20 protein-coding genes are annotated in these 26319 nt (G+C 72.8%); 8 read left to right on the plus strand and 12 right to left on the minus strand.

Going from position 1 to position 26319, the window contains the following annotated elements; translation table 11 throughout:
* Window position 1: 1 nt before the first annotated feature.
* A complete protein-coding gene (locus tag ACFQ8T_RS01660) occupies window positions 2-856 on the minus strand; it encodes a hypothetical protein (RefSeq protein WP_430544830.1) in 855 nt (284 codons plus the stop codon).
* 10 nt (window positions 857-866) lie between these two features.
* Window positions 867-2408: an alkaline phosphatase D family protein gene (locus tag ACFQ8T_RS01665; RefSeq protein ID WP_430544831.1), complete on the minus strand. Its 1542-nt coding sequence runs from the start codon at window positions 2406-2408 to the stop codon at window positions 867-869.
* A gap of 210 nt (window positions 2409-2618) precedes the next feature.
* On the opposite strand from ACFQ8T_RS01665, the gene ACFQ8T_RS01670 reads away from it, so the two are divergent.
* Both ACFQ8T_RS01670 and ACFQ8T_RS01675 read left to right on the plus strand, forming a co-directional pair.
* A complete protein-coding gene (locus ACFQ8T_RS01670) occupies window positions 2619-3953 on the plus strand; it encodes an MFS transporter (RefSeq protein WP_430545085.1) in 1335 nt (444 codons plus the stop codon).
* A 457-nt stretch (window positions 3954-4410) separates the two neighbouring features.
* Entirely contained in the window at window positions 4411-5883 is a 1473-nt protein-coding gene (locus ACFQ8T_RS01675) for an MDR family MFS transporter (RefSeq protein WP_430545086.1), read from the plus strand.
* An 84-nt stretch (window positions 5884-5967) separates the two neighbouring features.
* On the opposite strand, the gene ACFQ8T_RS01680 is transcribed toward ACFQ8T_RS01675, so the two are convergent.
* Window positions 5968-7311, minus strand: coding sequence for an MFS transporter (locus tag ACFQ8T_RS01680; RefSeq protein WP_430544832.1), 1344 nt, complete (start codon window positions 7309-7311; stop codon window positions 5968-5970).
* Between the two features lie 94 nt (window positions 7312-7405).
* Complete coding sequence (locus ACFQ8T_RS01685) at window positions 7406-8902, minus strand: CCA tRNA nucleotidyltransferase (protein WP_430544833.1); 1497 nt, start codon at window positions 8900-8902, stop codon at window positions 7406-7408.
* Window positions 8903-8984: 82 nt separating this feature from the next.
* Here ACFQ8T_RS01685 and ACFQ8T_RS01690 point away from each other — a divergent pair, with 82 nt between their 5' ends.
* From ACFQ8T_RS01690 to trxA, 6 genes are all read left to right on the plus strand, one after another.
* On the plus strand, window positions 8985-9635 hold the full coding sequence (locus tag ACFQ8T_RS01690; RefSeq protein WP_430544834.1) for an NUDIX hydrolase: 651 nt from the start codon (window positions 8985-8987) through the stop codon (window positions 9633-9635).
* A gap of 10 nt (window positions 9636-9645) precedes the next feature.
* A complete protein-coding gene (locus ACFQ8T_RS01695; protein ID WP_430544835.1) occupies window positions 9646-12024 on the plus strand; it encodes a DUF6049 family protein in 2379 nt (792 codons plus the stop codon).
* Complete coding sequence (gene murJ / locus ACFQ8T_RS01700) at window positions 12021-13850, plus strand: murein biosynthesis integral membrane protein MurJ (RefSeq protein ID WP_430544836.1); 1830 nt, start codon at window positions 12021-12023, stop codon at window positions 13848-13850. The genes ACFQ8T_RS01695 and murJ overlap by 4 nt, the downstream gene beginning before the upstream one ends.
* 148 nt (window positions 13851-13998) lie before the next feature.
* Entirely contained in the window at window positions 13999-15930 is a 1932-nt protein-coding gene (locus ACFQ8T_RS01705; protein ID WP_430544837.1) for a hypothetical protein, read from the plus strand.
* Between the two features lie 106 nt (window positions 15931-16036).
* Complete coding sequence (trxB, locus tag ACFQ8T_RS01710; protein WP_430544838.1) at window positions 16037-17077, plus strand: thioredoxin-disulfide reductase; 1041 nt, start codon at window positions 16037-16039, stop codon at window positions 17075-17077.
* Window positions 17078-17108: 31 nt separating this feature from the next.
* Complete coding sequence (trxA, locus tag ACFQ8T_RS01715; protein ID WP_429762817.1) at window positions 17109-17441, plus strand: thioredoxin; 333 nt, start codon at window positions 17109-17111, stop codon at window positions 17439-17441.
* Window positions 17442-19995: 2554 nt separating this feature from the next.
* On the opposite strand, the gene ACFQ8T_RS01720 is transcribed toward trxA, so the two are convergent.
* The 8 genes from ACFQ8T_RS01720 to rpmH form a co-directional block, all read right to left on the minus strand.
* Window positions 19996-21414 carry a ParB/RepB/Spo0J family partition protein gene (locus tag ACFQ8T_RS01720; protein ID WP_430544839.1) on the minus strand — a complete coding sequence of 473 codons (1419 nt, stop codon included), beginning with the start codon at window positions 21412-21414 and terminating at the stop codon, window positions 19996-19998.
* 163 nt (window positions 21415-21577) lie between these two features.
* Window positions 21578-22645: a ParA family protein gene (locus ACFQ8T_RS01725; RefSeq protein WP_430544840.1), complete on the minus strand. Its 1068-nt coding sequence runs from the start codon at window positions 22643-22645 to the stop codon at window positions 21578-21580.
* Between the two features lie 167 nt (window positions 22646-22812).
* Entirely contained in the window at window positions 22813-23475 is a 663-nt protein-coding gene (gene rsmG, locus ACFQ8T_RS01730) for a 16S rRNA (guanine(527)-N(7))-methyltransferase RsmG (RefSeq protein WP_430544841.1), read from the minus strand.
* A gap of 76 nt (window positions 23476-23551) precedes the next feature.
* Window positions 23552-24082: a protein jag gene (locus ACFQ8T_RS01735; protein ID WP_430544842.1), complete on the minus strand. Its 531-nt coding sequence runs from the start codon at window positions 24080-24082 to the stop codon at window positions 23552-23554.
* 23 nt (window positions 24083-24105) lie between these two features.
* On the minus strand, window positions 24106-25041 hold the full coding sequence (gene yidC / locus ACFQ8T_RS01740; RefSeq protein WP_430544843.1) for a membrane protein insertase YidC: 936 nt from the start codon (window positions 25039-25041) through the stop codon (window positions 24106-24108).
* A gap of 57 nt (window positions 25042-25098) precedes the next feature.
* A complete protein-coding gene (gene yidD / locus ACFQ8T_RS01745) occupies window positions 25099-25419 on the minus strand; it encodes a membrane protein insertion efficiency factor YidD (RefSeq protein WP_430544844.1) in 321 nt (106 codons plus the stop codon).
* Window positions 25416-25805: a ribonuclease P protein component gene (gene rnpA, locus ACFQ8T_RS01750; RefSeq protein WP_430544845.1), complete on the minus strand. Its 390-nt coding sequence runs from the start codon at window positions 25803-25805 to the stop codon at window positions 25416-25418. The genes yidD and rnpA overlap by 4 nt, the downstream gene beginning before the upstream one ends.
* Window positions 25806-25808: 3 nt before the next feature.
* Window positions 25809-25946 carry a 50S ribosomal protein L34 gene (gene rpmH / locus ACFQ8T_RS01755; RefSeq protein ID WP_013840089.1) on the minus strand — a complete coding sequence of 46 codons (138 nt, stop codon included), beginning with the start codon at window positions 25944-25946 and terminating at the stop codon, window positions 25809-25811.
* Window positions 25947-26319: the final 373 nt, after the last annotated feature.

The raw sequence follows: 26319 nt of genomic DNA on the forward strand, positions 1-26319 counted from the left end.
GTCAGCGCCGGGCGAACAGGCCGACGGCGTCCCACGCCACCCAGCCGCCGTCGGCGAGGACGAGCTCGATCGTGTTCTCGCCCTCGCGCAGCCGGCCGGCCGGCACCGGGAGCTCGTGGTACGAGCGGACCAGCGCCGTCCCCGGCACGGTCGCGTCCCCCTCGCGCGAGCCGCGCGTCCCGCCCGGGGGCAGGGCGACGTCGGCCAGCGCGGAGCCGTTGACGGCCACGCGGAGCGTGCCGCCCAGGCGGGTCGTGTCGACGAGCCACAGCGCGAGGTCGTGGTCGGCCGCGGGGGCGGCGGGCAGCGGGAGGCGCCAGCGCGCGGTGTACGCCTTGCGGCCGGCCCAGGCGTCGCCGGGTCCCGGCAACAGGTACGGCCAGGAGTCCGCGGGGCTGTCGACGCCCTGCTCGAGCTCGATCACGGCGCCCGGATAGGCCGCCGGGATCTGCGCGTACCCCGCCGGCGCGAACCGGTGCTCCAGCGTCCGCGCGTCGAAGTCGCCGATCGTCGCGACCGGCAGGCCGGTCCCGACGACGGACGCCACCGAGCTGGCCACGAGCACGCCGCTCGGGCGGGCGGTCCGCCCGGCGTCGGACACCGCGACGACGCGGTAGGTCCAGGTCTCGCCGCGCGGGTCGACGTGGTGCGTGAGCTGCGGGTAGACCGTCTTGCCGACGAGGTTCGCCCCGTCCGGCTCGAAGGGGCCGTGGGCTCCCCGGACCGCGTGCACCCGGTAGTGGTCGATGAGCGGCTCGAAGCCGAGCGAGCGCCAGCTCAGCTCGGTGCGTGCGATCGCGGGCTCGGCGCGCAGGCCGGTGACCTGCCTGGGCGGCCGGGACGACGGGACGGGCACGATGCCTCCTTCAGGCCTCGACGAGGCGGGACGTGCCCGCGGGGGTGACGAATCGGGCGAGGACCTCGCGCGGGGCGGTGTCGTCGGCCTCCACCCAGGGCACGCAGACGAAGGTCGACGTCATCTCCTGCGGGGTCAGGGTGACCGTCAGGTAGCCGCGCCGGCCGTCGTAGAGCCGCACGTAGTCGTGCTGGAGCCAGTCCGGGGCGTAGGCGTCCGTCGGGGCGCCGTCGCCGTCGGAGGCCACGGACGTGCAGACCAGCTCCACGCCCACGTTCCCCGCCCCCGGGTCCGCGACGTCGGCGCGCAGCTCGCCGGCGACCGCGTGGTGGATGTCGCCCGAAAGGACGACCACGCCGCTGCTGCGGGCCATCGCGTCGAGCAGCCGCGCCCGCGCCGCGGGGTAGCCGTCCCACTGGTCCGTCCGGTCCTCCGTGACCGGCATGAGGACCACGCCGCTCGCCACCACGTTCCAGACCGCCGGGCTGTCGACCAGTCGCTCCTCCACCCACCGTTCCTGTGCGCGGCCGAGCATCGTGCGGGCGGGCTCGGCCTGCTCCTCGGCGGTCCCCGGGACGGGGTCGCGGTGCTGTCGGGTGTCGAGCAGGGAGAACCTCGCCAGGTGTCCCACGTCGAAGCCGGTGGTGATGTCCGAGCCGGGCCCGTCGGGCAGCGCCTCGAGGTCCACCGGCAGGTGCTCGTAGAACGCCCGGTAGGCCACGGCCACGCGGTGCGCGAAGATCTCGTCGGGCAGGCCGTAGGCGGAGCGACCGCCCACGTAGTTGTTCTGCACCTCGTGGTCGTCCCAGATCGCCACGGCGGGGACGCGCGCGTGCAGCGCCTGCAGGTGCGGGTCGCTCTTGGTGAGGGCGTACCGCAGCCGGTACTGCTCCAGGGTCTGCACCTCGGCGGCGTGCTCCGGCGCGACCGTCACCCCCTGACGCCACAGGTTCGCCGCCGTGATCCCGTACTCGTAGACGTAGTCGCCGCCGAAGACCACCAGGTCGAGCTCGCGCTCCGCCGCAAGGTGCCGGTGCGCGGTGAAGTGGCCGTGGTACCAGGCCTGGCACGAGACGACGCCCACCGTGAACGTGTCCGGGACGGCGGGAGCCGCCGGCAGCGTGCGGAAGCGCCCCACGGTGCTCGAGGTGGCGCCGGAGCGGAACCGGTAGAAGTACTCGGTCGCCGGCCGCAGGCCGGTCACCTTGGGGTGCACCGAGTGCGCCAGCTCCGGCTGCGCGAGCGCGTGCCCGCGCCGCACGACGTGCTCGAGCTCGGGGTCGGTGGCGACCTCCCAGTGCACGCCGTAGCTCCGCAGCGGCATGCCTCCGTGCCCGTCGGGGGCCAGGGGGTCGCGGGTGAGCCGCGTCCACAGCACCATCGAGTCCGGGCGCGGCGAGCCGCTCGCGACCCCCAGCCCGAACGAGCCGTCCGACGGCGACGCCGCCCCGGCCGTCTCCGGGGCGCTGATGCCGAGCGCCAGCGTGGCGGCACCGAGGCCGCCCGCGCGGAGCACCTCCCGACGGCTGAAGGTGGGGGTCGTGCGAGGCATACGCCCTCCTGTCCGGACGCGACGTGACCTGGAGCACATCGTCGTGGAGTTATGAAAGGTACCTTTATAAGTAGGCCTCGACAAGAGGTGTCACGGTGAACTTCTTCCGTCGCCCGGTTGCAGAACTCACGACCTGACCGCGCGGGCCACCGGGGGGACCGCCCCAGGGGTCGCGGGACGCCGACCGCCTAGGCTGTGGGCGTGGGAGCGATGAGCGAGACCTGGCACGAGCTGCGCGCGCTGCTGCGGCTGGAGGGCTTCCGCAAGCTCTTCACCGTCCGGCTGGTCTCGCAGGCCGGCGACGGCATGTTCCAGGTGGGCCTGGCGTCCCTGCTGTTCTTCTCGCCCGAGTCGCAGGGCACGGCGGCGGCCATCGCCGGCGCGTTCGCCGTCATGCTCGCGCCGTTCACGATCGTCGGCCCCTTCGCGGGCGTGCTGCTCGACCGGTGGCAGCGCCGCCAGGTGCTGGTGTGGGGCAACGCCGTGCGCCTGGTGCTCACGCTCGCGATGGCGGGCGTCATGCTCGCCGGCGGCGTCGGCTGGGCCATCTACGCGATCGGCCTCGCGGCCCTGTCCGTCAACCGCTTCCTCCTCGCCGGGCTGTCCGCCGGCCTGCCGCGCGTCGTCGACGGGCCGCTGCTGCTCACCGCCAACTCGCTGTCCCCCACGCTCGGCGCGGGCGCCGCGTTCGTGGGCGGCGGCATCGGCTTCGTCCTCGGCCTGGCGTTCGAGCCCGGCCGGGTCAAGGACTCGTCCGCGCTCGTGTGCGCCGCGCTCGTCTTCGGCGTCGCCTCGCTGCTCGCCACGCGCCTGCGGCGCACCCAGCTCGGCCCCGAGCAGCCGGCCGAGGCCGACCTGCGCGGGGAGATCGCCAAGGTCGCCCGCGGGCTGGCCGACGGGGCCCGCTACCTCGTCGCGCGGCGCACCCCGGGTCAGGCGCTGCTCGCGATGGCCGTGCATCGCTTCCTCTACGGCGTGGTGTTCATCGCATCGATCCTCATCTCGCGCAACCTGCTCGACCCCGGCAGCCAGAGCGCCGGGATGGCGACCTTCGCCGTCGTCATCGGTCTCACGGGCGCCGGCGGCGCGATCGCCATGGTGCTGACGCCGACGCTCTCGCGTCGCACCGGCCCGCAGGGCTGGATCGCCGTCATGCTGCTGCTCGCGGCCGCGAGCCAGCTGCTCCTCGTCACGACGCCGGAGCGCGCCGTCGTCTACACCGGGGCCGCGCTCCTCGGCCTGGCCGCGCAGGGCACCAAGATCGCCGTGGACACGATCGTGCAGCGCGACGCCGAGGACGAGTTCCGCGGCCGCGCCTTCGCCTTCTACGACGTGCTCTACAACGCCGCGTTCGTCGGCGCCGCCGCCCTCGCCGCCTTCACCCTCCCGGACACCGGCTGGTCCCGCGGCGTCTTCGTCGGCCTCGCCGTCGCCTACGTGCTCGCCGCGCTGCTCATGGCGACGCGGGGTGCCCGCACGCCCGTCGACGTGCCGGCCCGCGTCCGCCGGGCCGGGGGCGCCGGGGACGCCGCCGCCCGCGCCTGACGCCCGCGCGGATCGTGAACCGACGGTTCACGACCGTTCCCGGACCTGGCGTTGTTCCGGCCCCGGCCCGAGCCCCAGGCTGGGGTCCCGTCCCGCGCTCGTCCTGACCCGCTCTCGCGACGACCGACGAGTTCCGACCGAAAATCAGGTCGTCACGGGAAGCGGGAATATCGCAGGATGGTTCGTGGTCGTACACAGTACGGTCTCGCCCGTCCGGTGACCGCACGATGATCGCACCGGGGTGACCTCCCGGGGCCACGACCGACCACGACGACGTGCCGCGCCCACCGGCGTCGGCCCTCCCCTGCCCTCCGCCGGGTTCCCCGGCACGACGCGAGCGGAGCACAGAGTGCCAGCCCCCCGACCGACAGACACCACCGTCACATCCGACGCGCAGACCCCGGAGGCCACCCTGACGACTCCCGCCACCGCATCTCCCGGCACGGCCGACACGACGCTGCCCGCCCGCGGCGTCGTCATCGACGAGGCCGTTCCCCAGCGCCTCACGCGCCAGCAGTTCACCGTCATCGCGCTGCTGCTGGGCTCCGCGTTCGTCGTGATCCTCAACGAGACGACGATGAGCGTGGCCCTGGCCCCCCTCATGACCGACCTCGGCATCACGGCGAGCACCGGCCAGTGGCTGACCACCGCGTTCATGCTCACGATGTCGGTCATCATCCCGGCCACCGGGTTCCTGCTGCAGCGCCTCGGCACGCGCGGTGCCTACCTGCTCGCGATGTCGCTGTTCAGCGCGGGCACGCTCCTCGCGGCGCTCTCCCCCGGCTTCGGGTGGCTGCTGGGCGGACGCATCGTCCAGGCGTCGGGCACCGCCATCATGATGCCGCTGCTCATGACCACGATCATGACCGTCGTGCCACCGGCGATCCGCGGCAAGGTGATGGGCAACATCTCCATCGTCATGGCCGCCGCGCCGGCGCTCGGCCCGGCCATCTCGGGCATCATCCTCGACGCGCTGAGCTGGCGCTGGGTCTTCGGTATCGTGCTCCCGATCGCCCTGCTCGCGCTGGTCATGGGCTTCTTGTACGTCCGGGACGTCGCCGACCGTACACACTCGCGCCTCGACCCGCTGTCGCTGTTCCTCGCGGCCGTGGCGTTCGGCGGGCTCGTGTACGGCCTGTCCAGCATCGGCGAGGCCGCACGGCACGCCCCGCCCGTCGCGCCGTGGATCCCGATCGTCGTCGGCGTCGCGGTGCTCGGCCTCTTCGCGTGGCGCCAGCTCCTCCTGGCCCGCGACGACCGCGCGCTGCTCGACCTGAGCGTGTTCCGGTTCCGCGGGTTCTCGGTCGGCCTCGCCATCATGGCGGTCGGCATGCTCGCGATGTTCGGCTCGCTGATCCTGCTGCCGCTGTTCCTCCAGGACGCGATGGGCCTCGAGCCGCTGGCCACCGGCCTCATCGTGCTCCCGGGCGGCCTGCTCATGGGCCTGCTCGGCCCGACGGTCGGCCGCCTGTACGACCGGGTGGGCCCGCGCCCGCTGGTCACGCCGGGCCTGGTCGTCGTGACGATCGCGCTGGCCCTGTTCACGCAGGTGCACGCGGACTCGTCGCCCTGGTACATCCTGGCGCTGCACGTGACGCTCAGCCTCGGCCTCGCGTTCATGTTCACGCCGCTGTTCACCTCGGCGCTGTCGTCGCTCACCCCGCCCCTGTACTCCCACGGGTCGGCCGCGATCGGCACGGTGCAGCAGCTCGCCGGCGCGGCCGGCACCGCGATGTTCGTCGCGGTGATGACCACGCGGTCCGTCGCCCTCATGGAGGACGGCGCGACGGCGCAGGTCGCGCTGGCCGAGGGTGTCGGCGACGCGTTCGTCTGGGGCGCGGCGATCATGCTCGTCGCGGTGGGGCTGTCGCTCCTGCTGCGGCGCGTGCCCGCCTCCCCCGAGGGCGAGGGCATGCCGGCGGCGCACTGACCGGTCGGCCCCGTCACGGGCCGGAGGCGCCGCCGCGGGCGGTCACCGTCGCACGACGGTGGCCGCCCGTCGTCGTCCCCGACGTCAGGGCGCGACGGCCGGAGAGGCGACGCCGTCGCGGGCCGCGACCTTGAAGGTGGGCGCCAGCGCGATCACGCCGAGCGCCAGCAGCGCGGGGACCGCGAAGGCGAGCCGCAGGCTCAGCACCTCGGCGACGCCGCCGATCAGGCCCGCCCCCACGACGAACCCCACGTAGTTGAAGAGGTTCACGCGCGCGACCGCGACGCCTGTCCCCTCGGGGTCGAGCCGGCCCGCCACCGAGAACGCCAGCGGCACCACGACGCTCAGGCCGAGCCCGGTGAGACCGAAGCCGACGACGGCGACCCATGGCCCGGGGGCGAGCGTCACGGCGGCGAGTCCCGCCGCCCCCACGATCCCGCCGACGGCGACGGGCGCCACCGGCCCGAACCGGTTGACCTGCCGGTCCGCCGCGAGCCGCCCCAGGAGCTGGCACCCCAGGTAGGCAGCCAGCCCCAGCGGCGCGACGTTCGCCGCCGCGCCCAGCGCGTCCTGGATGTACTTGGTGGACCAGTTCGACGTCGCCGAGTCCGCGACGTACACGATCGTCACCGCGAGGCCCACCAGGATCAGCGGGCCCCACGGCGGGCGGGCGGCGCGCGACGCGCCCGCGTCGGCCCGCTCCCGGCCCACCGGCCCGGTCGGCTCGGGCACGCCGTTCACCGGGCGCGGCGGGCGTCCCGCCGTCACCAGGCCGGGCACGGCCTCCCGCGCGTCCGGACGCGGTGCGCCGCCGGACGCCGCGGCCGTCGCCACGAGGTCGACGGCGACGCCCACGGCGGCGACGAGCCCCAGCCCGGCGGCGAGCGACCAGCCCAGCGAGTGCGCCAGGACGGCTGCCAGGGACCCGAGGATGCCGCCCACGCTCCACGCGCCGTGGAAGGAGTTGAGCAGGCTGCGGCCGTACCGCTGCTCCACCTCCACGCCCTGCATGTTCATGCTCGCGTCGACCAGGCCGAGCAGCAGCCCCACCGCCGCGACCACGGGGTAGAGGATCGTGACGGTCGGCGCCAGGCCGGCACCCAGGACGGCGAGCGCCACGAGCGGCCCGCACACGTGCAGCAGGCGGGCGCTGCCGACCCGCGGGGCGAGCGCACCGGCGAGCACGCTGCCGACGCCGGCCACGACCGGCACCAGGAGCAGGATCAGCGTCAGCGTGCCGTCCGAGATGCCCAGGTCGTGCTGCAGCGTCGGCACCTGCGCGAGCAGGCCGGCGAAGCACGTGCCCTGCACCAGGTAGAACGCCGTCACCACGAGCCGCGCCCGCCGGTCGCGCGCCCCCGCGTCGGCGCCCCCGCCGGTGGCCTCCCCGCCGGACGCACCACCCGACGTCGAACCGGAACCGCTCATGCCCAGCCTCCGCTCGTCGCGCTCCGGGGCTCGTCGTCGGGCCCGCGCGCAAGCGTGAGGATAGACCCGTGGCCGTCCCTCGAGGGAGGGTCGGTCAGGCCTCGCGGCCTGCCCACCAGGTGCGCAGCTCCTGCTCCGCGCGCTCCTCGCCGAGCGGACCGTGCTCCATCCGCAGCGCGAGGAGGTGCTTGTACGCCTGCCCGACGGCGGGCCCGGGCGCGATGCCGAGGATCGACATGATCTGCGAGCCGTCCAGGTCCGGCCGGATCGCGTCGATCTCCTCCTGCTCGCGCAGGGCGGCGATGCGGTGCTCGAGGTCGGTGTACGAGTCGGCGAGGCGCTGGGCCTTGCGCTTGTTCCTCGTGGTGGAGTCGGCACGCGTGAGCCGGTGCAGCCGCTCGAGCAGAGGGCCGGCGTCGGTGACGTAGCGGCGCACCGCCGAGTCCGTCCACTGCCCCTCGCCGTAGCCGTGGAAGCGCAGGTGCAGCTCCACCAGGCGGGCGACGTCCTTGACCACCTGCTTCTCGTACTTCAGGGCCCGCAGCCGCTTGGCCACCAGCTTGGCGCCGACCACCTCGTGGTGGTGGAAGCTCACGCCGCCGCCGGGCTCGAACCGGCGCGTGGCCGGCTTGCCGACGTCGTGCAGCAGGGACGCGAGGCGCAGCACAAGGTCGGGCGCGGGCACGGGACCGTCCGGCCCGGTCTCCTGCGCGATCGCCTGCTCCAGCACCGTGAGCGAGTGCTGGTAGACGTCCTTGTGGCGGTGGTGCTCGTCGATCTCCAGCCGCAGCGCGGGCAGCTCGGGCAGCACGTGGTCGGCCAGGCCGGTGTCGACCAGCACCTCGAGCCCGGCGCGGGGCCGGTCGCTCAGCAGCAGCTTGGAGATCTCCGCCTGCACCCGCTCGGCGGAGACGATGTCGATCCGGCCCGCCATGTCGACGATCGCCTGCCGGGTCGCGGGCTCGACGTCGAACCCGAGCTGGCCGGCGAACCGCGCCGCGCGCATCATGCGCAACGGGTCGTCGTCGAACGACCGCTCCGGCGCGATGGGGGTGCGCAGCACGCCGCGGGCCAGGTCGGACAGCCCGTCGAACGGGTCGACGAACGTGAGGTCCGGCAGCCGCACCGCCATCGCGTTCACCGTGAAGTCGCGCCGCGACAGGTCGCCGTCCAGCGTGTCGCCGAAGGCCACGACGGGCTTGCGCGAGGCGGGGTCGTACTCGTCGCTGCGGTAGGTGGTGACCTCGACGACGACGTCGCCCGACGCGGTCCCGTCGCCCGACCCGCCTCCGGTGCGCGCGAACCGCCGCGCCCCGATCGTGCCGAACTCCTTCCCGATGTCCCAGTGGGCGTCACCCCAGCGGGCCAGCAGGGCCTGCGTCTCGTCAGGCGAGGCCGACGTCGCGAAGTCCAGGTCGTTGCTGGTGCGGCCGAGGAAGGCGTCGCGGACGGGCCCGCCGACCAGCGCGAGCTCGTGCCCGGCGGCGCGGAACACCTCGCCCAGCTCGACGGCCGCGGGGGCCATCTCGGTCAGCACGGCGAGGGCGCGGCGCAGCAGCGCGGCAGGGGCCTGGGGTTCAGGGGTCGACACGGCGTCCCATCCTCCCAGATCCCGCGCGTCGGCGCCCCGGCGGCTGGGCCGGCGGGGCGTCTCCACTCGGTAGGGTGGGCGCATGTCATCCCCGGCCCCGGTTCCCGGCCCGCGGCGCCGGCGCCCGGCCGCGCCGGTCCCCGTGCCACCGGGAGGACACCCCCTCAAGGTCGACCCCGCGCGCCTCGCGGGGCCGCGCGGCACCGCGACGCCCGCCGTCGTGGGCGTCGCCCCGTCGGGCACGACGACGCACCTGCCGGTCAACGAGGAGACGTCGGCGGGAGGGCTCGTCGTCCAGGTCGCCGCCGGCGGCCCCGAGGCCGCCGTCATCGTGCGGCGCAACCGCGGCGGGCGCCTCGAGTGGTGCCTGCCCAAGGGGCACCTCGAGGGCGAGGAGACGCCGGAGCAGGCGGCCGTCCGCGAGATCCACGAGGAGACGGGCATCCTCGGCTCGATCCGCACCCGCCTGGGCGTCATCGACTACTGGTTCAGCGGAGAGGACCACCGCGTCCACAAGGTGGTGCACCACTTCCTCCTGCGCGCGGAGGGCGGCACCATCACCGCGGAGGGCGACCCCGACGGCGAGGCGGAGGACGCCCTCTGGGTCCCGGTCGAGCAGCTGACGGAGCGGCTCTCCTACCCCAACGAGCAGCGGCTCGCCGTCGTCGCGCAGCAGGTGCTGCGCCGCACGCCCGAGGTGCTCGGGCACCCCGGTCTCGGAGCCGTCGAGTGAGGCCCGCCGCGTGACCACCTCCCGACCCCCGGGTGCCGTCGCCGCACCCGCGCCCCCGCCCGCCCGGCGGGCCCGCCTCCACCACGCCCCCTTCCTGCCCGTGCTGGCCCTGCTCGCCGGGCTGCTCCTGACGGGCGCGCTCCCCGGCGCGTCGGCGTCGGCCGTCACCTCGCCGTCCCTCCTGCCCGCCGCCCGCGACGGGAAGGCGACGGTCGAGCTCGTGAGCTCCGCGCCCTCGCTCGCCTCCCCCGGCTCCACCGTGACGCTCGACCTCCGGGTCACCAACGGCACCGATGCCGCGCTCGACGGCGCCCAGCTCGACCTCGGCGTCTCGTGGCGCCCGGTCACCTCGCGCGAGGACCTGGCGGCCTGGGCCGACGACGACGGCACCAGCACCGCAGGACGGTCCCAGACGGCCGAGCCTGTCGACCGCCTCGCTCCCGGGGACACCGCCCAGGTCACGATGGAGCTCGACGTCGACACCCTCGGCCTCAGCGCGGAGAACCCGTGGGGGCCTCGGGAGATGTCCGTCGCGCTCACCCGCGGCGGTTCCACGCTCGACGTCGTCCACACGTTCCTCCTGTTCGCACCGGAGGGCGACGCGCCCGACCCGGTCTCGGTGAGCGTCGCCGCCCCCGTCACGGGCCCCGCCGTCGACCCGCTGGACCCGGACGGCTACGACCTGGAGCTCGGCACGGCGACCGCGACCGGCGGACGGCTGACCCGCCTGCTCGACGCCGCGTCGGTCACCGGCACGTCGCCCGGCATGTCGCTCGCCGTCGACCCGGCCCTCGTGTCGGCTGCGGCCGGGGCGGACGACGACGACGCCCAGGCGTGGGCGACCCGGCTCACGGGTGCGCCCGTCACGGGTGACGTCGACGCCACCGACGCCACCGACGCCGGCACGTCGGCGAGCCTGACGAGCACCGCCGGCACCGCCCGCACGGCGGCGTCCGGTGAGCCCGCCGACGTCGCCGTCCTGCCCGGCTACGACCCCGACCTCGCGGCGGTCGCGCACGCCGACCCGTCCCGGGCGGACGTCGCGGCCGCGACCGGCGGGGAGGCCGCGCTCGGGGCGGCCTGGCAGCGGCCCGAGCGATGGGACCTCACCGTCGCCTGGCCGGAGGGTCGGCCCGATGCCGCCACCCTCGCCGCCGGACGCGAGGCACCCGTCGACCAGGTGGTGGTGGCCGACGGCCTCGCCCCCGCCGACGGGGCCGCCGCATCCGCCCGCACCGCCGTCGAGACGCCGTCGGGCAAGGTGTCCGCGCTGGTCGCCGACGAGGGACTGTCGTCGGCGTTCGCCGCCCTCACCGACGGTGACGACGCCCCGTCGGCCGCCGAGGCGTCCGCCCGCGTGCTCGCCGACGCCGCGCTCGTCGCGCTCCAGCAGCAGGACTCCGGGCAGCAGGACCTGCACCTGCTCGCCGCCCTCCCGCGGAACTGGTCGCCCGACCCGGCCCTGGTGGGCGCGGTGCTCGGCGCCCTCCACGACGCGTCGTGGGCCGACGTCGTGCCGCTGTCCGAGACCGTCGCCGCCCCCGCCTCCCGCGTGCCGCGCGCCGACCCTGCTCGGGGCGAGCGGGCCGGTCGGTCCAAGGGCGAGCTGGCGTCCTCCTCCGTCCGCCGCCTCCTCGACTCCCACCGCGGCCTCGCCGCGTTCTCCACGGTGGCCAGCGACCCCGTCGAGCTGAGCGGCGACACCGACCAGGCGCTCGTCGCCCCCCTCGCCGTCGCCGCCCGCGCCGAGCCCGACGCCCGCGACAACGCCGTCGACCTCGCCGTGGAGCAGTCCGAGGCCCTGCAGCAGGGCATCGGCGTCGCCGACCGGTCCAACGTCACGCTCGTCAGCGACACCGGCAAGCTGCCGGTCACCGTCTCCAACGACCTGCCCGTGGACGCCACGGTCACCGTGGTGCTCCGGCCCGACGCGTCCCGGCTGGTCGTCGAGTCGCGGCCGACCGTCGTCGTGCCCGCCGGCACGTCGTCCAACGTGCACGTCCCCGTGCGCGCCATCGGCTCCGGCGACGTCACCGTGCAGGTCGAGGTGCTCGCACCGAGCGGCACGGTCGTCGCGGGGCCCACGAGCTTCTCCCTCCGCGTCCGTGCCGGCTGGGAGACCGCGGGCACCGCCGTCGTCGCCGCCCTGGTCGCCCTCCTCTTCATCGGGGGAATCTGGCGTACGGTGCGTCGGGGGCGGTCCTCGGCGCGGACCACCGACGAGGGCGTCGCGGACGCCGCCGCCGACCCCCAGGGCCCCGACGCCGCCGCGCCCGACGACAGCCCGCCACGCGACCCGCACGACGACGACCCGCCCGACCCAGACGGCGGCGGGATCCCCGCCGCCCGCACGCCGCCCGCCCAGGCCACGGAGACCGACCCCTCATGACTTCGACGTCCGCCTTCCCCGACGACGGCCGGCCCGACCTGCCCGGCGAGGGCGACGCGACCGACCCGGCGAACCCGACCGGCGCGCCCGGCGCGAGCTGGCACCCGGTCGGCGACCCCGGTGGTGCCCGCGCCGGTCAGGACGACGGCACCGGGAGCACCGGGAGCACCGACGAAGGCGGCGCCGGTGGCGTGCGGCGTACCAGCCTGGGCCGCGGATCCGTCGTGATGACGCTGGGCACCGTCGCGTCCCGTGCCTCCGGGCTGATCCGCGCGATGCTGCTGGTCGCGTGCGTCGGCGCCGTCGGTACGGTCGCCAACGCGTTCGACATCGCGAACAAGCTCCCGAACATGCTGTTCGCGCTCATCTCGGCCGGTGTGCTCCAGGCCGTGCTCATCCCGCAGATCCTGCGGGCGATGAACGCCCGCAACGCCCGCGAGCGGCTCGACAAGCTCCTCACCCTCTCCGGCCTCGGGCTGCTGCTGCTCACGGCGGTGCTGGTCGTCGCTGCCCCGCTCATCATCTGGCTCTCGACGCTCAGCGGCGCCTGGGACGCCGACGCGCGCCACCTCGCCGTCGTCTTCGCGTACTGGTGCATCCCCCAGGTCTTCTTCTACGGCCTGTACATGCTGCTGGGCCAGGTGCTCAACGCGCAGGGACGCTTCGGCGCCTACGGCGTCGCCCCGGTCGCGAACAACATCGTCTCCCTGATCGGCTTCGGGGCTTTCATCGCCGTGTGGGGCACCGCCCCGTCTCGCGGCATCTCCGACCTGTCGACCTGGTCGACGGCGCAGACGGCGGTCCTCGCCGGCACGGCGACCCTGGGTATCGCGGCCCAGGCCTTGGTGCTCGTGTTCGCGCTGCGACGCACCGGCTTCCGGTGGCGGTTCCGGCTCGGCCTGCGGGGCATCGGCCTGCGCGCTGCCGGGACGGTCGTCGGCTGGACCATCGGCGCCGTCGCGCTGGAGCAGGTGGGCGTCCTGTTCCTCACCAACGTCCTCGGCGCCGCCGGGCAGACCGGCACGGACCTCGACGAGGCGTTCGCCGGCAACGCCGCGTACACCAACGCGATGACGATCTACCTGCTGCCCCACTCCCTGGTGGTCGTCTCCATCGTCACGGTGCTGTTCCCCCGCATGACGGCGGCTGTCCAGGCCGGCGATCTCCCCGGAGTGCGCCGCGACATGTCGCTCGGCATGCGGTCCGCGGGCGTCTTCTCGGTGTTCTCCGCCGCCGCGCTCATCGTCCTCGCCGTCCCGCTCACGGCGTCCCTGCTGCCGTCGCTCGACGCGGAAGGGGTCGGCGCCGTCGCGCCGATCATCCAGGCGATGTCGATCGGCATCGTCGCCCTCGGCGCGACGGTGCTGGTCCGCCGCATGTACTTCGCGTTCGAGGACGGCCGCTCGATCTTCGGCATCCAGGTCATCGCGACCGTGTCGATGGTCGTCGTCCTGTGGGGCGCGACCCGCCTGCTGCCACCTCAGTGGTGGGCCGTCGCCGCCGGCGGCGCGTACGCGCTGTCGACGTGGATCTCGCTGTTGCTGCGCGTGCGCGGCATGCGCCGCAAGCTCCAGGGCATGGACGGCCGGCGCGTCCTCCAGCTGTACGTCCGCGCCCTGGTCGGCGCCCTGATCGCCGCCCTCCTGGGGTGGTTGACCGTCCGCCTCCTCGACGGGTACGACGTCACGTCCTGGGGCCACTCCGTGCTGGTCACGGCCGCCGCGGGCGTCGTGATGGTGGTCGGCTACGTGCTCGCGCTGAAGGTCCTGCACGTGCGCGAGCTCGACGACGCGCTGGCCCCCGTCCTGCGGCGGCTCAAGCGATGACGACGGTCGCGTGCCCGGCTCGCGCGGGTTCCGTGAGGGCCCTGCGGGCACGCCCGCCAGGCGCGACCTCACGGGCACCGGCCCGCCCGTACCATGGTCCGATGGACCGGAGGACCCTCTCCCCCCGCACCCCCACCGAGGAGCACAGGTGAGCACCGCCCATCCCGGGACCGTCATGGTCGATCGCTATCGGCTCGTGCAGCTCGCGGCCACCGACCTCGCCGCAGCCGAGGCGTGGGAAGCGCACGACCAGATCCTGGACCGTCCCGTCCGGGTGACGTTCGTCGACGGCCCGTACGCGTCCGCAGCGCTCGACGCCGCGCGCCGGGCCGCGCTCGTCGCCGACCCGCGGCTCTCCCGCGTGCTCGACGTCGGCAGCACCGACCTCGGCACGGGCCGGCGCAGCTACATCATCTCCGAGCCGTACCGGGGGTCGTCCCTCACGGAGGTCGTCTCCGGCGGACTGGTCGACGCCCAGCAGGCGCGCGCCGTCGTCGGCGAGGCCGCCGCGGCGCTCGAGGCCGCCGGGCAGCGCGGCGTGCACCACCTCGCGCTCCGTCCCGAGGCCGTGCGGATCGACGGCCACCGCGTCGTCGTCACCGGGCTCGGCATCGACGCCGCGCTCGCCGGTGTCGACGGCGGGCGGGATCACATCACGGGCGCCGGCGCGGCCGCCGCGGACGCACGCGACCTCGTCGCCCTCGCCTACTACGCGCTCACCGCCCGGTGGCCGGGCGACTCGCTCGACGAGCCCTGGATCGCCCCCGACGCCGTGCGTCCGCTGCCCGCGCAGCGCGACGAGCGCGGCGTCGTCCCGGTGTCGACGCTGGTGCCGCACGTCGACGCCGAGCTCGACTCCCTGGTGCGCCGGACCTTCGGCTCCGACTCCCCCGACGCACCCACCACGCCCGGCGACGTCGTCGCCGCGCTCGCGCCGTGGGGCGAGGTCTCCGTCGTCGCGGCACTCCCGCAGTTCGTGCAGCCGTCGACCGAGCCCCCGGTGCGCTCCTCCGTCATGGGCGCGGTCGGGACGGGTGCCGCCCTGCCGGGGACGCCGCCGCCCGCCCCGCCCGTCCGCCGGCCGGCCAGCGGACGTATCGCCCGCTCCGCCGCCGTCGGCGGTGCCGCCGGTGCGGCGGCCGGCGTCGCGGCACCGCAGTCCACGCAGGCGATCCCGCCGGTCGCGGCGCCCACCGCGGCTCAGGCTCCCGTACCGCCCGCACAGGCCACGGCTGCGATGGCCCCCGTCCAGCAGCAGCCCGCCCCCGCCCAGCAGCCCGCAGCGGCTTACGGCGCCGCGCCCGCGGCCGCCTACGGCAGCCAGGCCTACCCCACCGCACAGGGCGCCCCGGTCCAGCAGCAGACCGCGCACGCCCCCGTGCCTCCGCCGCCCGGGGGCGGTGAGCCCCGCACGGACACCGGCGGGTTCGCGTCCTCGCCGGCGCCCAAGCGTCGGGGCGTGAACCCGACGCCGATCGTGCTCGGGCTCGTCGTCGTGCTCGTGCTCGCCGGCGCCCTGTGGGCCGTCTCCAAGGTGATGTCGCCGTCGGCGCCGTCCGTGGCGGAGAGCCCGGTCGCCAGCGAGGACGCGGGTGGCGGCGCGGCCGCCGAGGAGCCCACGGACGACGAGTCCAGCGAACCGTCGGAGACCCCCGAGGTCCGCCCCGTCATCTCGTCGGGCGACCAGCTCGACCCCGAGGGCGACGGCCAGCACCCCGAGGCCGTCGACCTCGCCTACGACGGCGACCCGTCGACGTTCTGGTACACCCAGTGGTTCAACGGTCCGGACTTCGCCGGGCTGCGCAGCGGCCTCGGCTACGTCATCGAGCTCGAGGAGCCGGCGCCGGTCACGTCGATCACGCTGAACACCAACTCCGAGGGCGGCCACGTCGAGGTCCGCGCGACGTCGCGGGACAAGCCGACCGACGGCCCGGTGCTCGCCGAGGGGTCGTTCAGCTCGGAGACGACGCTCGACCTCAAGGAGGAGACCGTCGCCGACTCCTTCGTCATCTGGGTCACCGAGCTCCCGCAGACCCGGGACAAGTACTACCTGGAGCTCAACGAGATCGTCCTCTCGTGACGTTCCCGGGCGACGCCCCGTCGCCCGGGAACACCACACCCCCTCGGGATGTTGAGGGCGATGGCGCCTCAGGACGCGAAAGACCACCAGACGAGCAGGAGAGAACGTGACCGATCAGCCGACCAACACCACCGGTGAGGCCACCGTGCACGACATCGTCATCGTGGGTTCGGGCCCGGCGGGCTACACCGCGGCCGTCTACGCCGCGCGGGCTGGTCTGGCGCCCGTGGTCATCGCGGGCTCCGTCACCGCGGGTGGCGCGCTCATGAACACCACCGAGGTGGAGAACTTCCCCGGCTTCCCCACCGGCATCCAGGGTCCTGACCTCATGGAGGCGATGCGCGAGCAGGCCGAGAAGTTCGGCGCCCGCGTGCTGTGGGACGACGCCGAGCAGGTCGAGCTCACCGGCGACATCAAGACGGTCGTCACCGGCGGCGGCGAGACCTTCAAGGCCCGCGCCGTGATCCTCGCGACCGGCTCCGCGTACCGCGAGCTCGGACTGCCCGAGGAGAAGCAGCTCTCCGGCCGCGGCGTCTCGTGGTGCGCCACCTGCGACGGGTTCTTCTTCCGCGACCAGCACATCGCCGTCGTCGGCGGCGGCGACTCCGCGATGGAGGAGGCGACCTTCCTCACGCGCTTCGCGTCCAAGGTGACGATCGTGCACCGCCGCGACTCGCTCCGCGCCTCGAAGATCATGGCCGACCGCGCCCAGGCCGACCCGAAGATCGAGTTCGCCTGGAACAGCGAGGTCGCCGGCATCTCCGGTGAGGACAAGGTCACCGGGCTGACGCTGCGCGACACCGTCACGGGTGAGGAGCGCGAGCTCGACACCACCGGCCTGTTCGTCGCGATCGGCCACGACCCCCGCACCGACCTGGTCAAGGGCCAGATCGACCTGGACGACGAGGGCTACATCCTCGTCGAGGGTCGCTCCACCCGCACCAACCTGCCGGGCGTCTTCGCCTGCGGCGACGCGGTGGACCACACCTACCGGCAGGCGATCACCGCCGCCGGGTCCGGTTGCGCCGCCGCTCTCGACGCCCAGTCGTACCTCACCGAGGTGGCCGATGCCGAGGGCGAGCAGTCCCTCGCCGGCACCCCGGCCGTCCCCAACCCGGACGGGCTCCCCGCCGCGCTTGCCGGCTGACCTTTTCTCACCGATCCCTAAGGAGCGACACATGGCTACCGTCGCCGTCACCGACGACACGTTCAAGGCCGAGGTTCTCGAGTCCGACGTCCCTGTCCTCGTCGACTTCTGGGCGACCTGGTGCGGCCCCTGCCGCATGGTGGCCCCGATCCTCGAGGAGCTCTCGGACGAGTACGAGGGCAAGATCAAGATCGTGAAGCTGGACACCGATGCCAACCAGGCCACCACGATGGCCTACGGCATCACGTCGATCCCGACGCTCAACGTCTACTCCGGCGGTGAGCTCGTGAAGTCCGTGATCGGCGCCCGGCCGAAGCGCGCTCTGCAGGAGGAGATCGAGGCGGTGCTCGCGCCGAGCGCCTGATCGCCTCCACGAAGGCCGCCCGTTTTCACGTGAAACACGGGCGGCCTTCGTCATGCTCGGCTGTGAGACACGCGGGCACCACGCAGGAGGGTAGGCCATCGCCGGTCCGGCATCGGTCCTCCGCACCTCCGCCGTGCCGAACGGCGAGGTCGCCCCGTGGGTCACGCCACGTGAGTCTGGATCGCGCCACTGCCCTCCAACACCTTGAACATTCCGATCGTCATCGGCGCCGTTGGCCTGCCGCGTCGTGGCCGTGGTCGAGAGCGTCGGGTCGATCCGCAGCAAGCCGGTCGAAACGCCCGGGGCCGCGACTTCACCGGTCCAGGAACGACCTGGCGTGCTCCTGATGGAACAGGCCCTTCCTCGAGGACCCTTGGTCGCGCTCCACCGAGCGTGCGCGTCCCGATTCACCAGATATGACCGGGTCGCGCCGATCTTCCTGAGAGTGGTGGACGGGCCGGTACCCCCTGTGACCATCGCCCTCGCAGGGGTGCGAGGGCGGCGAGACGCACGGCGATCGACTCAGGCTCGTGTCCCGCCGCCTCCCGGAATGAGTCGCTCGACGGGCGTCCGCTCGGCCCGCCCTAACGTCATCGCGATCCGTCCACCACACACATCCCTGAAGGGCGACCCAGCGACGCCGGCCGATCAAGCGTCGGAGCACCTCGGACCGCGCGCGACGTGCCGAAACCCGGACTCCGCCCGTCTCGGCTCCCGCGCCGAGGACGTCGCCCCTGACGCCGCCGGTTCACCACGGCAGGCTGTCGGTGAACGACACGCAAGCACACCGATTCCGAACTGCGGGCCCCAGGCCCTGCTTCCTGCGTCCGCTCGACGCCTCGACCGGTCGAAGCGGACACACCCCGCACACTCTTCTCCGGTGGCCCCACGCCGCCCGCTCCTCGGACCCGCGCCCGATAGGCGCGCCATCGATCACGTCCATGTCCGCCCTTCACTCCGTTCCACAGGCCTGTGACCTGCGACGATCTACCGCTCTGACCGATGGGCGCTAGGCCGCGGCATGGCCCCCAGCACCAGCGCCGACCTCGGCTTGGCCGTCGTCAGAGGCACGACCGCCGCATCGTCGAGGTCTCCGCGCCCTCGCACCGAGACCACGCTGAGTTCCACCACCAGTCAGGTCCCCAGCGATCGCTGGATCACCAAGGCAGCAAACGGGACACCGGGACACCGGACACCGGGACAAGAGTGTGTGCCGTCGCGCCGAACCCACCGCCCCGCGACTTCGCCACTTCGCCGTGCGGGCCCCCCGGGGCCAGCCGTGTATCTGGGCAGCGGGGTCACCCCCGTCCAACTGCTGCCATCACCGTCTCCCGTGCGGACCAGGCTCACCCGCTCCGACGTCGACGCCTTCCTCTCCCGACCCCCTTGCCGCGGGGTCCTCAGCTCCTCTTGCCCGTCAGGCCGGTGCGTCCTTCGCCCGCCGACCCCATCTCACCCGCGCCAGCGACCGGTGCGCTCCCCAGGCGTCGTTCGTCTGCGCTCCCGTCCGGGCGTTCCATCCAGGCGAGCAGAAGCATCCGCACCACGCGGATTCGGATCGGGACGCCGGCAGGTGCCTCCTCTACCCCACGAGGTGTTTCACGTGAAACGGGAACGGCACCCGGCCACGCCATGGGAAGTCGAGTCATGCTGGCTCCGGAGACGCAGGGCCCCTGTGTCGATGGACGTTCCACGTGAAACGGGAGGTGTCCCTTGGATCGCCGCAGGTTCGCCGCCACAGCACCCCGATGCACCGCCACGTCGTCCCGCGCACTGGCAAGGCGGCCCTGGCGAACGCCGCACGCGCACGCTTCGTCCTGACGATCGACCTCGCCGTCGAGATCGAGCAGCGCTGTCGACCGACGCTCCCGACGCCACCGCCTCTCCGTTCGCGCCGGCCATCTAGAGGTCACGCAGGCCGGGCACCTGCAGGAATGTCGTCACCCACCCGACGCCTCGCTGTGCCGCGTCAGGTTGCGCACGGCGCGCGTGCCGCCGCCCACTGACCCCATCCAGGACCCACCCGGATGAGGCGACAGGCGGGCTGCCTCCCGCCTGAATCGAATCCCACGGGTACGGGGCGCGCGCCTGACTCTGGCCCTGTGTCTCGCCAGTGAGCGCTCGGAAGCCGCTACCGAGGGCAAGACGGTCGCCGCCGACCGACATTCCCTGCGGCCGCCACCCACCACCGCGTCCCCCTCGTGGTCCGATACCCCCCTAGTCCTCACCTGCGCGGCGGCACCGCCGCACCGTCAGGCGCCCCGCCCGCCACGCGCCTGCCGGGTCTGTCGCCGCAGCCACACCATGGCCCCCGCGCGAGGATTCCCTGCCCCGAGAAGCCCACGCGTTTCACGTGAAACATGCATCCCCGGCGGGCACCGAGACCGGTTCGCCGCAGTCCGCGGAACCTCACGATGCGCCGTGCGCGGCGCGCGCCTGACCGGGTTCCCACCCGAGCGATACCTCGCCGCCGCAAGCGGTTCTGGATGATCCCTGACACGCAGAACGGGCACCGCTCCTCCGAGGAGCGGTGCCCGTTCATGGCGGCCACGTGTCAGGCGGGTCCCGAGCGCAGGAGCCCGGGGTCCTCGGGTGCCATCACTTCCAGGATCCTGTTCAAGTCCTCGACCGAGGCGAACTCCACAGTGAGCCGCCCCTTCGTCTTCCCGATGCTCACCTTCACCCGCGTCTCGAACCGGTCAGCAAGCCGGGTCGCGAGCTCGTCCATCGCTTCGCTGCGCTGACCCGCGCGCGGCGCACGACGCGTCGGCGAATCGGTGTCGCCGCTGGTCAGCAGCGTGACGATCTCCTCCGTGGCCCGCACAGAGAGACCCTCGGAGACGATGCGCTGAGCAAGTCGCTCGATCTCGGCGCCGTCGCTCAGCGAGAGGAGAGCACGCGCGTGACCTGCCGAGAGCACGCCGGCGGCGACCCGTCGCTGAACCAGCGGGGGCAGCTTCAGGAGGCGCAGCGTGTTCGAGATCTGCGGGCGCGACCGGGCGATCCGCGTTGCGAGCTCCTCATGAGTGCACCCGAAGTCGTCCAGCAGCTGGCGGTAGGCGGCCGCCTCCTCCAGGGGATTCAGCGCCGCACGGTGCAGGTTTTCGAGGAGCGCATCCCGCAACATGTCGCTGTCGTCGGTCTCGCGCACGATCGCAGGGATCGTCTCGAGTCCTGCGGCCTGGCTGGCACGCCACCGTCGCTCCCCCATGATGAGCTCGTAGTGCTCGGGGTCGGAGACGTCGGGTCGCACGACGATCGGCTGGAGCACGCCAATCTCCGAGATCGACGCCACCAGCTCGTCGAGCTCGCCATCGTCGAAGACGGTCCGCGGCTGCCAAGTGTTGGGGCGAATCGACTCGACAGGGAGCTCAGCGAACCGTGCACCGGGCACCGGCTTGAGCTCCGTTTCACGTGAAACGTCGTCAACAGACCCGACCTCCGAAAGCGTCGCGCCCTCCGGCGCCGACGACTCCACAGCAGGCGCCGACGCTTCCGGCTCTTCATATGCGGACGACGAATCGGCGGGGTCGTCGACATCCGGGAACTCGATGCTGGTGATCAGGCCCAGCGAGAGACCGTCGGCGCCGAGGGACTCCTCCGTGACACGCTCCGCACCCGGGCCGCCGGCGTCGGCCGGAGCATCGGACTCGTCGGTGAGGACCGAGGCCGGAGCGGCAGAACCTGCGGGTCCGGGCGCCCTCACCTGTGGCTCGCCACCCGTCCGGATGCTCAGGCGACCGCCCGCGATCGCCGAGTCCCACGACGCAGAGCGGCGCGAAGCGCGCCCTCCGTCCTCTCCGTTCTCAGCTGCCGAACGCTCAGCAACACCGAGAGCGGCAGCGCCGCCGCTCTCGGTCGTGTCACGACCCTCGCCGGAAGGAAAGAAGACGTCGACCGGACGATCACCCTCGGGTCCGGAAGGGATCAGCGCGCCGAGCCCTCGACCCAGACCACGCTTCTTCTGACTCATGCTCCAGCCTCCTGAACCATCTGGCTCCGCACTCCCCTGTTCGTCCTGAAGTTACCGCCCCGCCTCCATACCGACGGAGAAGCGTCCACATCCCCGCCGCAGGTCCGGGCTCCACACGTCGCCCCCGCGCGCACGCGCCCTGCCGTCGCGCCGTTCCCCGCCGTCATCGCAGGTCAGCGCGCTGCGGCGCGCGCTCGGCGAGCTCCCGGGCGGCCTCGAGGTAGGCCAGGGATCCGGTCGAGCTCGGGTCGTAGGTCATGACAGTCTGCGCGTGGCTCGGGGCCTCGGAGATGCGGACCGAGCGCGGGACAGTGGTGCGGAGCGTCTGATCCGGGAAGTGCTCACGCACCTCCGCCGCGACCTGCTGCGCCAGATTCGTCCGGCCGTCGTACATCGTGAGGAGGATCGTGGAGACACGAAGCTCAGGATTCAGGTGCGCCTTGATCAGCTCGATCGTCTTGAGGAGCTGGCTGAGCCCCTCGAGCGCGTAGTACTCGCACTGGATCGGGATCAACACCTCGCGGCCGACCACGAACGCGTTCACGGTCAGCAGGCCAAGACTCGGGGGGCAGTCCACCAGCACGTAGTCGATCTGCTCCTCCCCCCGCTCCTCCCTCTCGGCCAGGTAGGCATCAAGCGCGCGCCGCAGCCGTGTTTCACGTGAAACGAGAGAGACGAGCTCGATCTCGGCTCCGGAGAGATCGATCGTCGCGGGCACACCGTAGAGTCCGGGAACGGTCGGGCACTCCTGGACCGTGTTGGCGAGCGGCTCGTCCTCGACCAGGACCTCGTAGATGGACGGCGTCCCAGCACGATGCTCCAAGCCGAGCGCGGTCGAGGCGTTCCCCTGCGGGTCGTTGTCGATGACCAGCACCTTCAGGCCCGACTGGGCCAGCCCGGCGGCGATGTTCACTGTGGTCGTCGTCTTCCCGACGCCGCCCTTCTGGTTCGCCACCGTGATGATGCGGGTGCGAGCAGGGCGGGGGAACTGCCGTCCCTGCAGCTCGATCCGACGCCGCGCGTCGATCGCGAGCTGCGCGGCGAGGGGCGTGGACTCGTCAGCCTCGGGGACAGACGCGACGAGCGCAGCCCTGTGTCCGTCGATGGCGGGAGGAAGCCCGCCCTGCGCCCAGGACAAGGTCGGCGCGGTTTCACGTGAAACGTGCGGATCACCCGTCGCGGTCCCATTGTTCTGCGGGACGTCGTCGACGTGCTCCGTACTCGTGCTCACGTGCCACTCCTCCGGTTCGTCACAGGGCCTGTGCACCCGAGTCGCCGCACGTACGACGCCACGGCCCGGTGCTCCGCGCTCACTCTACGGCCTCACCGGCGTCGCGACGGGTCAAAACTCCGGCCCGTGGACAGGCCGAACGTCCACGGCCGGAGTGCTTGCGACAGTCAGGTGCGCCGCACGCGAAGGATCGTGGTGGGTTCGACGTTGTCGACCGTGCGTCCCTCAAGGATCTCCGGCTCAGCGGTTTTGAAGGACCGCAGCACCTTGCGAGCCGGCTCGATCTCCCGCTCGACGTTGCGACCCTTCAGCACGACCATCGCGCCGCCCTTTCGAACGAGCGGGAGGCTCATCCGCGCGAGCTTGCTCAACGCCGCCACCGCGCGCGAGGTCACGGCGTCCACCTCGAAGGCGCCGTGGTACTCCTCCGCGCGCCCGCGCTTCACCAGCACGTTCTCCAGGCCCAGGTTCTCGACGCACTCCTGCAGCCACGCCGTCCGACGCTCCATCGGCTCGATGAGGTGCACCTCGACCTCCGGTCGCTGGATCGCCAGCACGAGGCCGGGGAGACCGGCACCCGAGCCGATGTCTGCCACCGAACGCACGTCGCCCAGGTAGGGCGTCACAGCGGCGGAGTTGAGGATGTGGCGCTCCCACAGGCGCGCGACCTCCCGCGGGCCGATGAGCCCACGCAGCTCGCCCTCGTCCCTCAGGCTCGCGGCATACCGGGCCACCAGCTCGTAGCGGTCACCGAAGTACTCACGGACGGCGTCGCTCTGACCGAGCTCCGCGTCCTCGTCGCCCGCGGGGACCTGCGTCTCGTCGCTCACGATCTCTCCCTTGCACTCCCATTACATGCCGAGAGCCCGTCGTTTCACGTGAAACAACGGGCTCTCGAGACGTCCTTCAGGACTCCGACGCGCCGTCCTTCTCCGCGGCCGGCTGCACCACCACATACCGTGCCGGCTCCACGCCACGCGAGTCGCTGATCAGGCCCGCCGCTGCGACGGCGTCGTGCACGACCTTGCGCTCGAACGCGTTGAGCGGGTCGAGCTCGACCTCGCGACCGGACTCGCGCACGGTCCGAATCGCGTCCTCCGCCAGCGCCGTGAGCTCCTGCCGACGCGCCGCGCGGAACCCGGCGATGTCGAGCATCAGCCGGCTCCGCTCCCCCGTCCGCGCCTGAACGGCCAGGCGCGTGAGCTCCTGCAGCGCCTCCAGCACCTCGCCGTCACGCCCGACCAGAGCAGAGAGGTCCTCGTCCTCGTCCGCCACGACCTCGACGGCGGCACGGTCGTGCTGGATGTCGAGGTCGATGTCCCCGTCGAGGTCGGCGATGTCGAGCAGCTCTTCGAGGTAGTCCGCCGCGATCTCGCCCTCCTCCTCGAGGCGCTTCGTACGGTCGGGGCCGTGCTCCACCGGAGTGTCCGTCGTCATCGGTGTTCGATTCCTCTCGCTGCTCAACGGCGCTTCTGGCGGTTCTTGCGCTTGGGCTGCTCACGCTGCCCGCGGGGCTTCTCGGGCTCGGGCTCCGGGGTCGCCTCGATGGCACCCTTGGCTGCTGCCTTCCGCGCCTGCTTCTCCTTGAGGAGACGCTCCGCCTCCGAGCCGGGAGCCGGCATCTTCTTGATCGTGTAGAACTGCTGGCCCATCGACCAGAGGTTCGAGATGACCCAGTAGATCAGCACGCCGACGGGGAAGTTGATGCCCGAGATCAGGAAGATCACCGGAAGGATGTAGAGCATCATCTTCTGCGTGCTCGCCATCGGCCCCTCGAGGGCGGCCTTCGGCATGTTCTTCATCGTGAGCTGGCGCTGGGTGAAGAACATCGTGGCGCTCATCAGGACGATGAGGCAGATGACGACGACGCGCGACGTCATCGAGTCGGTCGTCCGGAAGACGTCGGAGAGCTGCGCTCCGAAGAGGCTCGACGACTCGATGTCGCCGGCGATCCGCTGGTCGATCGGACCGATGGCCTTGTGCGTGCCCTCCGCGATGCCCTGCAGGTTGTTGAGGACCCGGAACAGCGCGAAGAAGATCGGGGACTGCAGGAGGATCGGCAGGCACGACGCCATGGGGTTGGTGCCGTGCTTGCGGTAGAGCTCCATGGTCTCGCGGCCCATGGCCTCGCGGGACGCGGGATCGGTCTTGCCCTTGTACTTCTTCTGCACCGCCTGCAGCTCGGGCTGCATCATCTGCATCCCGCGCGAGGCCTTGATCTGCTTGAAGAAGAGCGGGATCAGTGCGATACGGATGACGACCGTCAGAGCGACGATCGAGAACACCCATGCCCAGCCAGGGCCGTCCTGCATCCCGAGGGTCGTGAACAGGGCGTGCGCCCCGTACATGATCCAGGCCACGACCCACTCGATGGGGTAGAGGATGGTGTCGAACATCCCGAATTGTCTCCTCTGTCGGAAAGTCTGCGTCCCCGGCGGCGCGGTCCGGGAGGGTCAGTGTGCTGCGCCGCGGTGCTCGTGACCTGCCGCGTCGACATCGACGTGGCGGGAACGAGCGGGTGGGACGTCGTCGACTCCGCCGAGGCTCCACGGGTTGCACCGCAGGATCCGCCAGAGAGCGAGGCCGGTTCCCCGTAGCGTCCCGTGCGTACGGATCGCGATGATCGCGTACTGGGAACACGACGGGTAGTACTTGCAGGTGGGCCCCGTCAGCGGGGAGATCACCGACTGGTAGACGCGCAGGACGCCGATGAGGACGGCCGCCGGGAAGTTCCGCAGCGCGTCGCGTCCGCGGTCGAACGTCGAGGCGGTCACGTCGTCCTCCGGGCGCGCACGACGGCGCGTTCGAGGCTGCTCGTGAGGTCCTTGTCGAGCTCCGCGTACGTGGCGCCGCTCGAGGCGGGCAGAGCACGAACGACCATCCGGGCCCCAGGGGGGATGGCGGGAAGGTGCGCCGCAGCGATGTGCCGCAGACGGCGCTTCACCTGGTTGCGGTGCACGGCGTTCCCCACGGCCTTGGATACGACAAGACCGACCTGTGACGGGGCATCGCCCGCGACAGCACCGACGCCGGCCTCGAGGCCGGCGTCGGGGTCGACGAGGAGATGCACCACCACGGTCGATCGACCTGCACGCGTGCCGCGGCGCACCGTCCGTTCGAAGTCGACGGAACGGCGCAGTCGGTGCGCCGCGGGCAGCATCCGTCAGGCAGAGAGCTCGGCGCGACCCTTGCGCCGACGGTTCGCCAGGATGGCGCGGCCAGCGCGGGTGCGCATGCGCAGCCGGAAGCCGTGGGTCTTGGCACGACGGCGGTTGTTCGGCTGGAAAGTCCGCTTGCTCACGAGGTACTCCAAGAAACGTCGGGGAGGCACACCGTCAGTTCCTCGACGATGCAGGTCTTGTCGCAGGTCGGGCTCGCGTACGAGACGTGGAAGCACCGACCGGGCCGACCCGAGGACCGGCAGCCCTGTTAAGGGCGCGCGAAAGGACCTGGAACGGCTGTCCGACGTTACGCCGTCGAGGCCTCTCAGGTCAAACCCGCCCGGGGGCGCCCCGGACCGGCCGGTGGCTACGATGTGGAGGACCTCACGCACCTCGGCGCGACGTCGCGCCGGTCGACCGGTCCGGTCATCGCCCACAGCATTGTCCACAGGTTCCACAGCATGTGGACAACGCTGTGGACGGCGATCTGGCGTGGCAGACTCGCGACCTCGC

The organism is Isoptericola sp. NPDC056618, from assembly GCF_042792715.1.
In the GTDB taxonomy this organism is placed as follows: Bacteria; Actinomycetota; Actinomycetes; order Actinomycetales; family Cellulomonadaceae; genus Isoptericola; species Isoptericola nanjingensis.

Coding starts and splice junctions, on each gene's coding strand:
- yidC (WP_430544843.1), bottom strand. CDS start 25,041: ATGTTCGACACCATCCTCTACCCCATCGAGTGGGTCGTGGCCTGGATC.
- trxA (WP_429762817.1), top strand. CDS start 17,109: ATGGCTACCGTCGCCGTCACCGACGACACGTTCAAGGCCGAGGTTCTC.
- rnpA (WP_430544845.1), bottom strand. CDS start 25,805: ATGCTGCCCGCGGCGCACCGACTGCGCCGTTCCGTCGACTTCGAACGG.
- ACFQ8T_RS01735 (WP_430544842.1), bottom strand. CDS start 24,082: ATGACGACGGACACTCCGGTGGAGCACGGCCCCGACCGTACGAAGCGC.
- ACFQ8T_RS01670 (WP_430545085.1), top strand. CDS start 2,619: ATGAGCGAGACCTGGCACGAGCTGCGCGCGCTGCTGCGGCTGGAGGGC.
- ACFQ8T_RS01680 (WP_430544832.1), bottom strand. CDS start 7,311: ATGAGCGGTTCCGGTTCGACGTCGGGTGGTGCGTCCGGCGGGGAGGCC.
- ACFQ8T_RS01720 (WP_430544839.1), bottom strand. CDS start 21,414: ATGAGTCAGAAGAAGCGTGGTCTGGGTCGAGGGCTCGGCGCGCTGATC.
- murJ (WP_430544836.1), top strand. CDS start 12,021: ATGACTTCGACGTCCGCCTTCCCCGACGACGGCCGGCCCGACCTGCCC.
- ACFQ8T_RS01665 (WP_430544831.1), bottom strand. CDS start 2,408: ATGCCTCGCACGACCCCCACCTTCAGCCGTCGGGAGGTGCTCCGCGCG.
- ACFQ8T_RS01690 (WP_430544834.1), top strand. CDS start 8,985: ATGTCATCCCCGGCCCCGGTTCCCGGCCCGCGGCGCCGGCGCCCGGCC.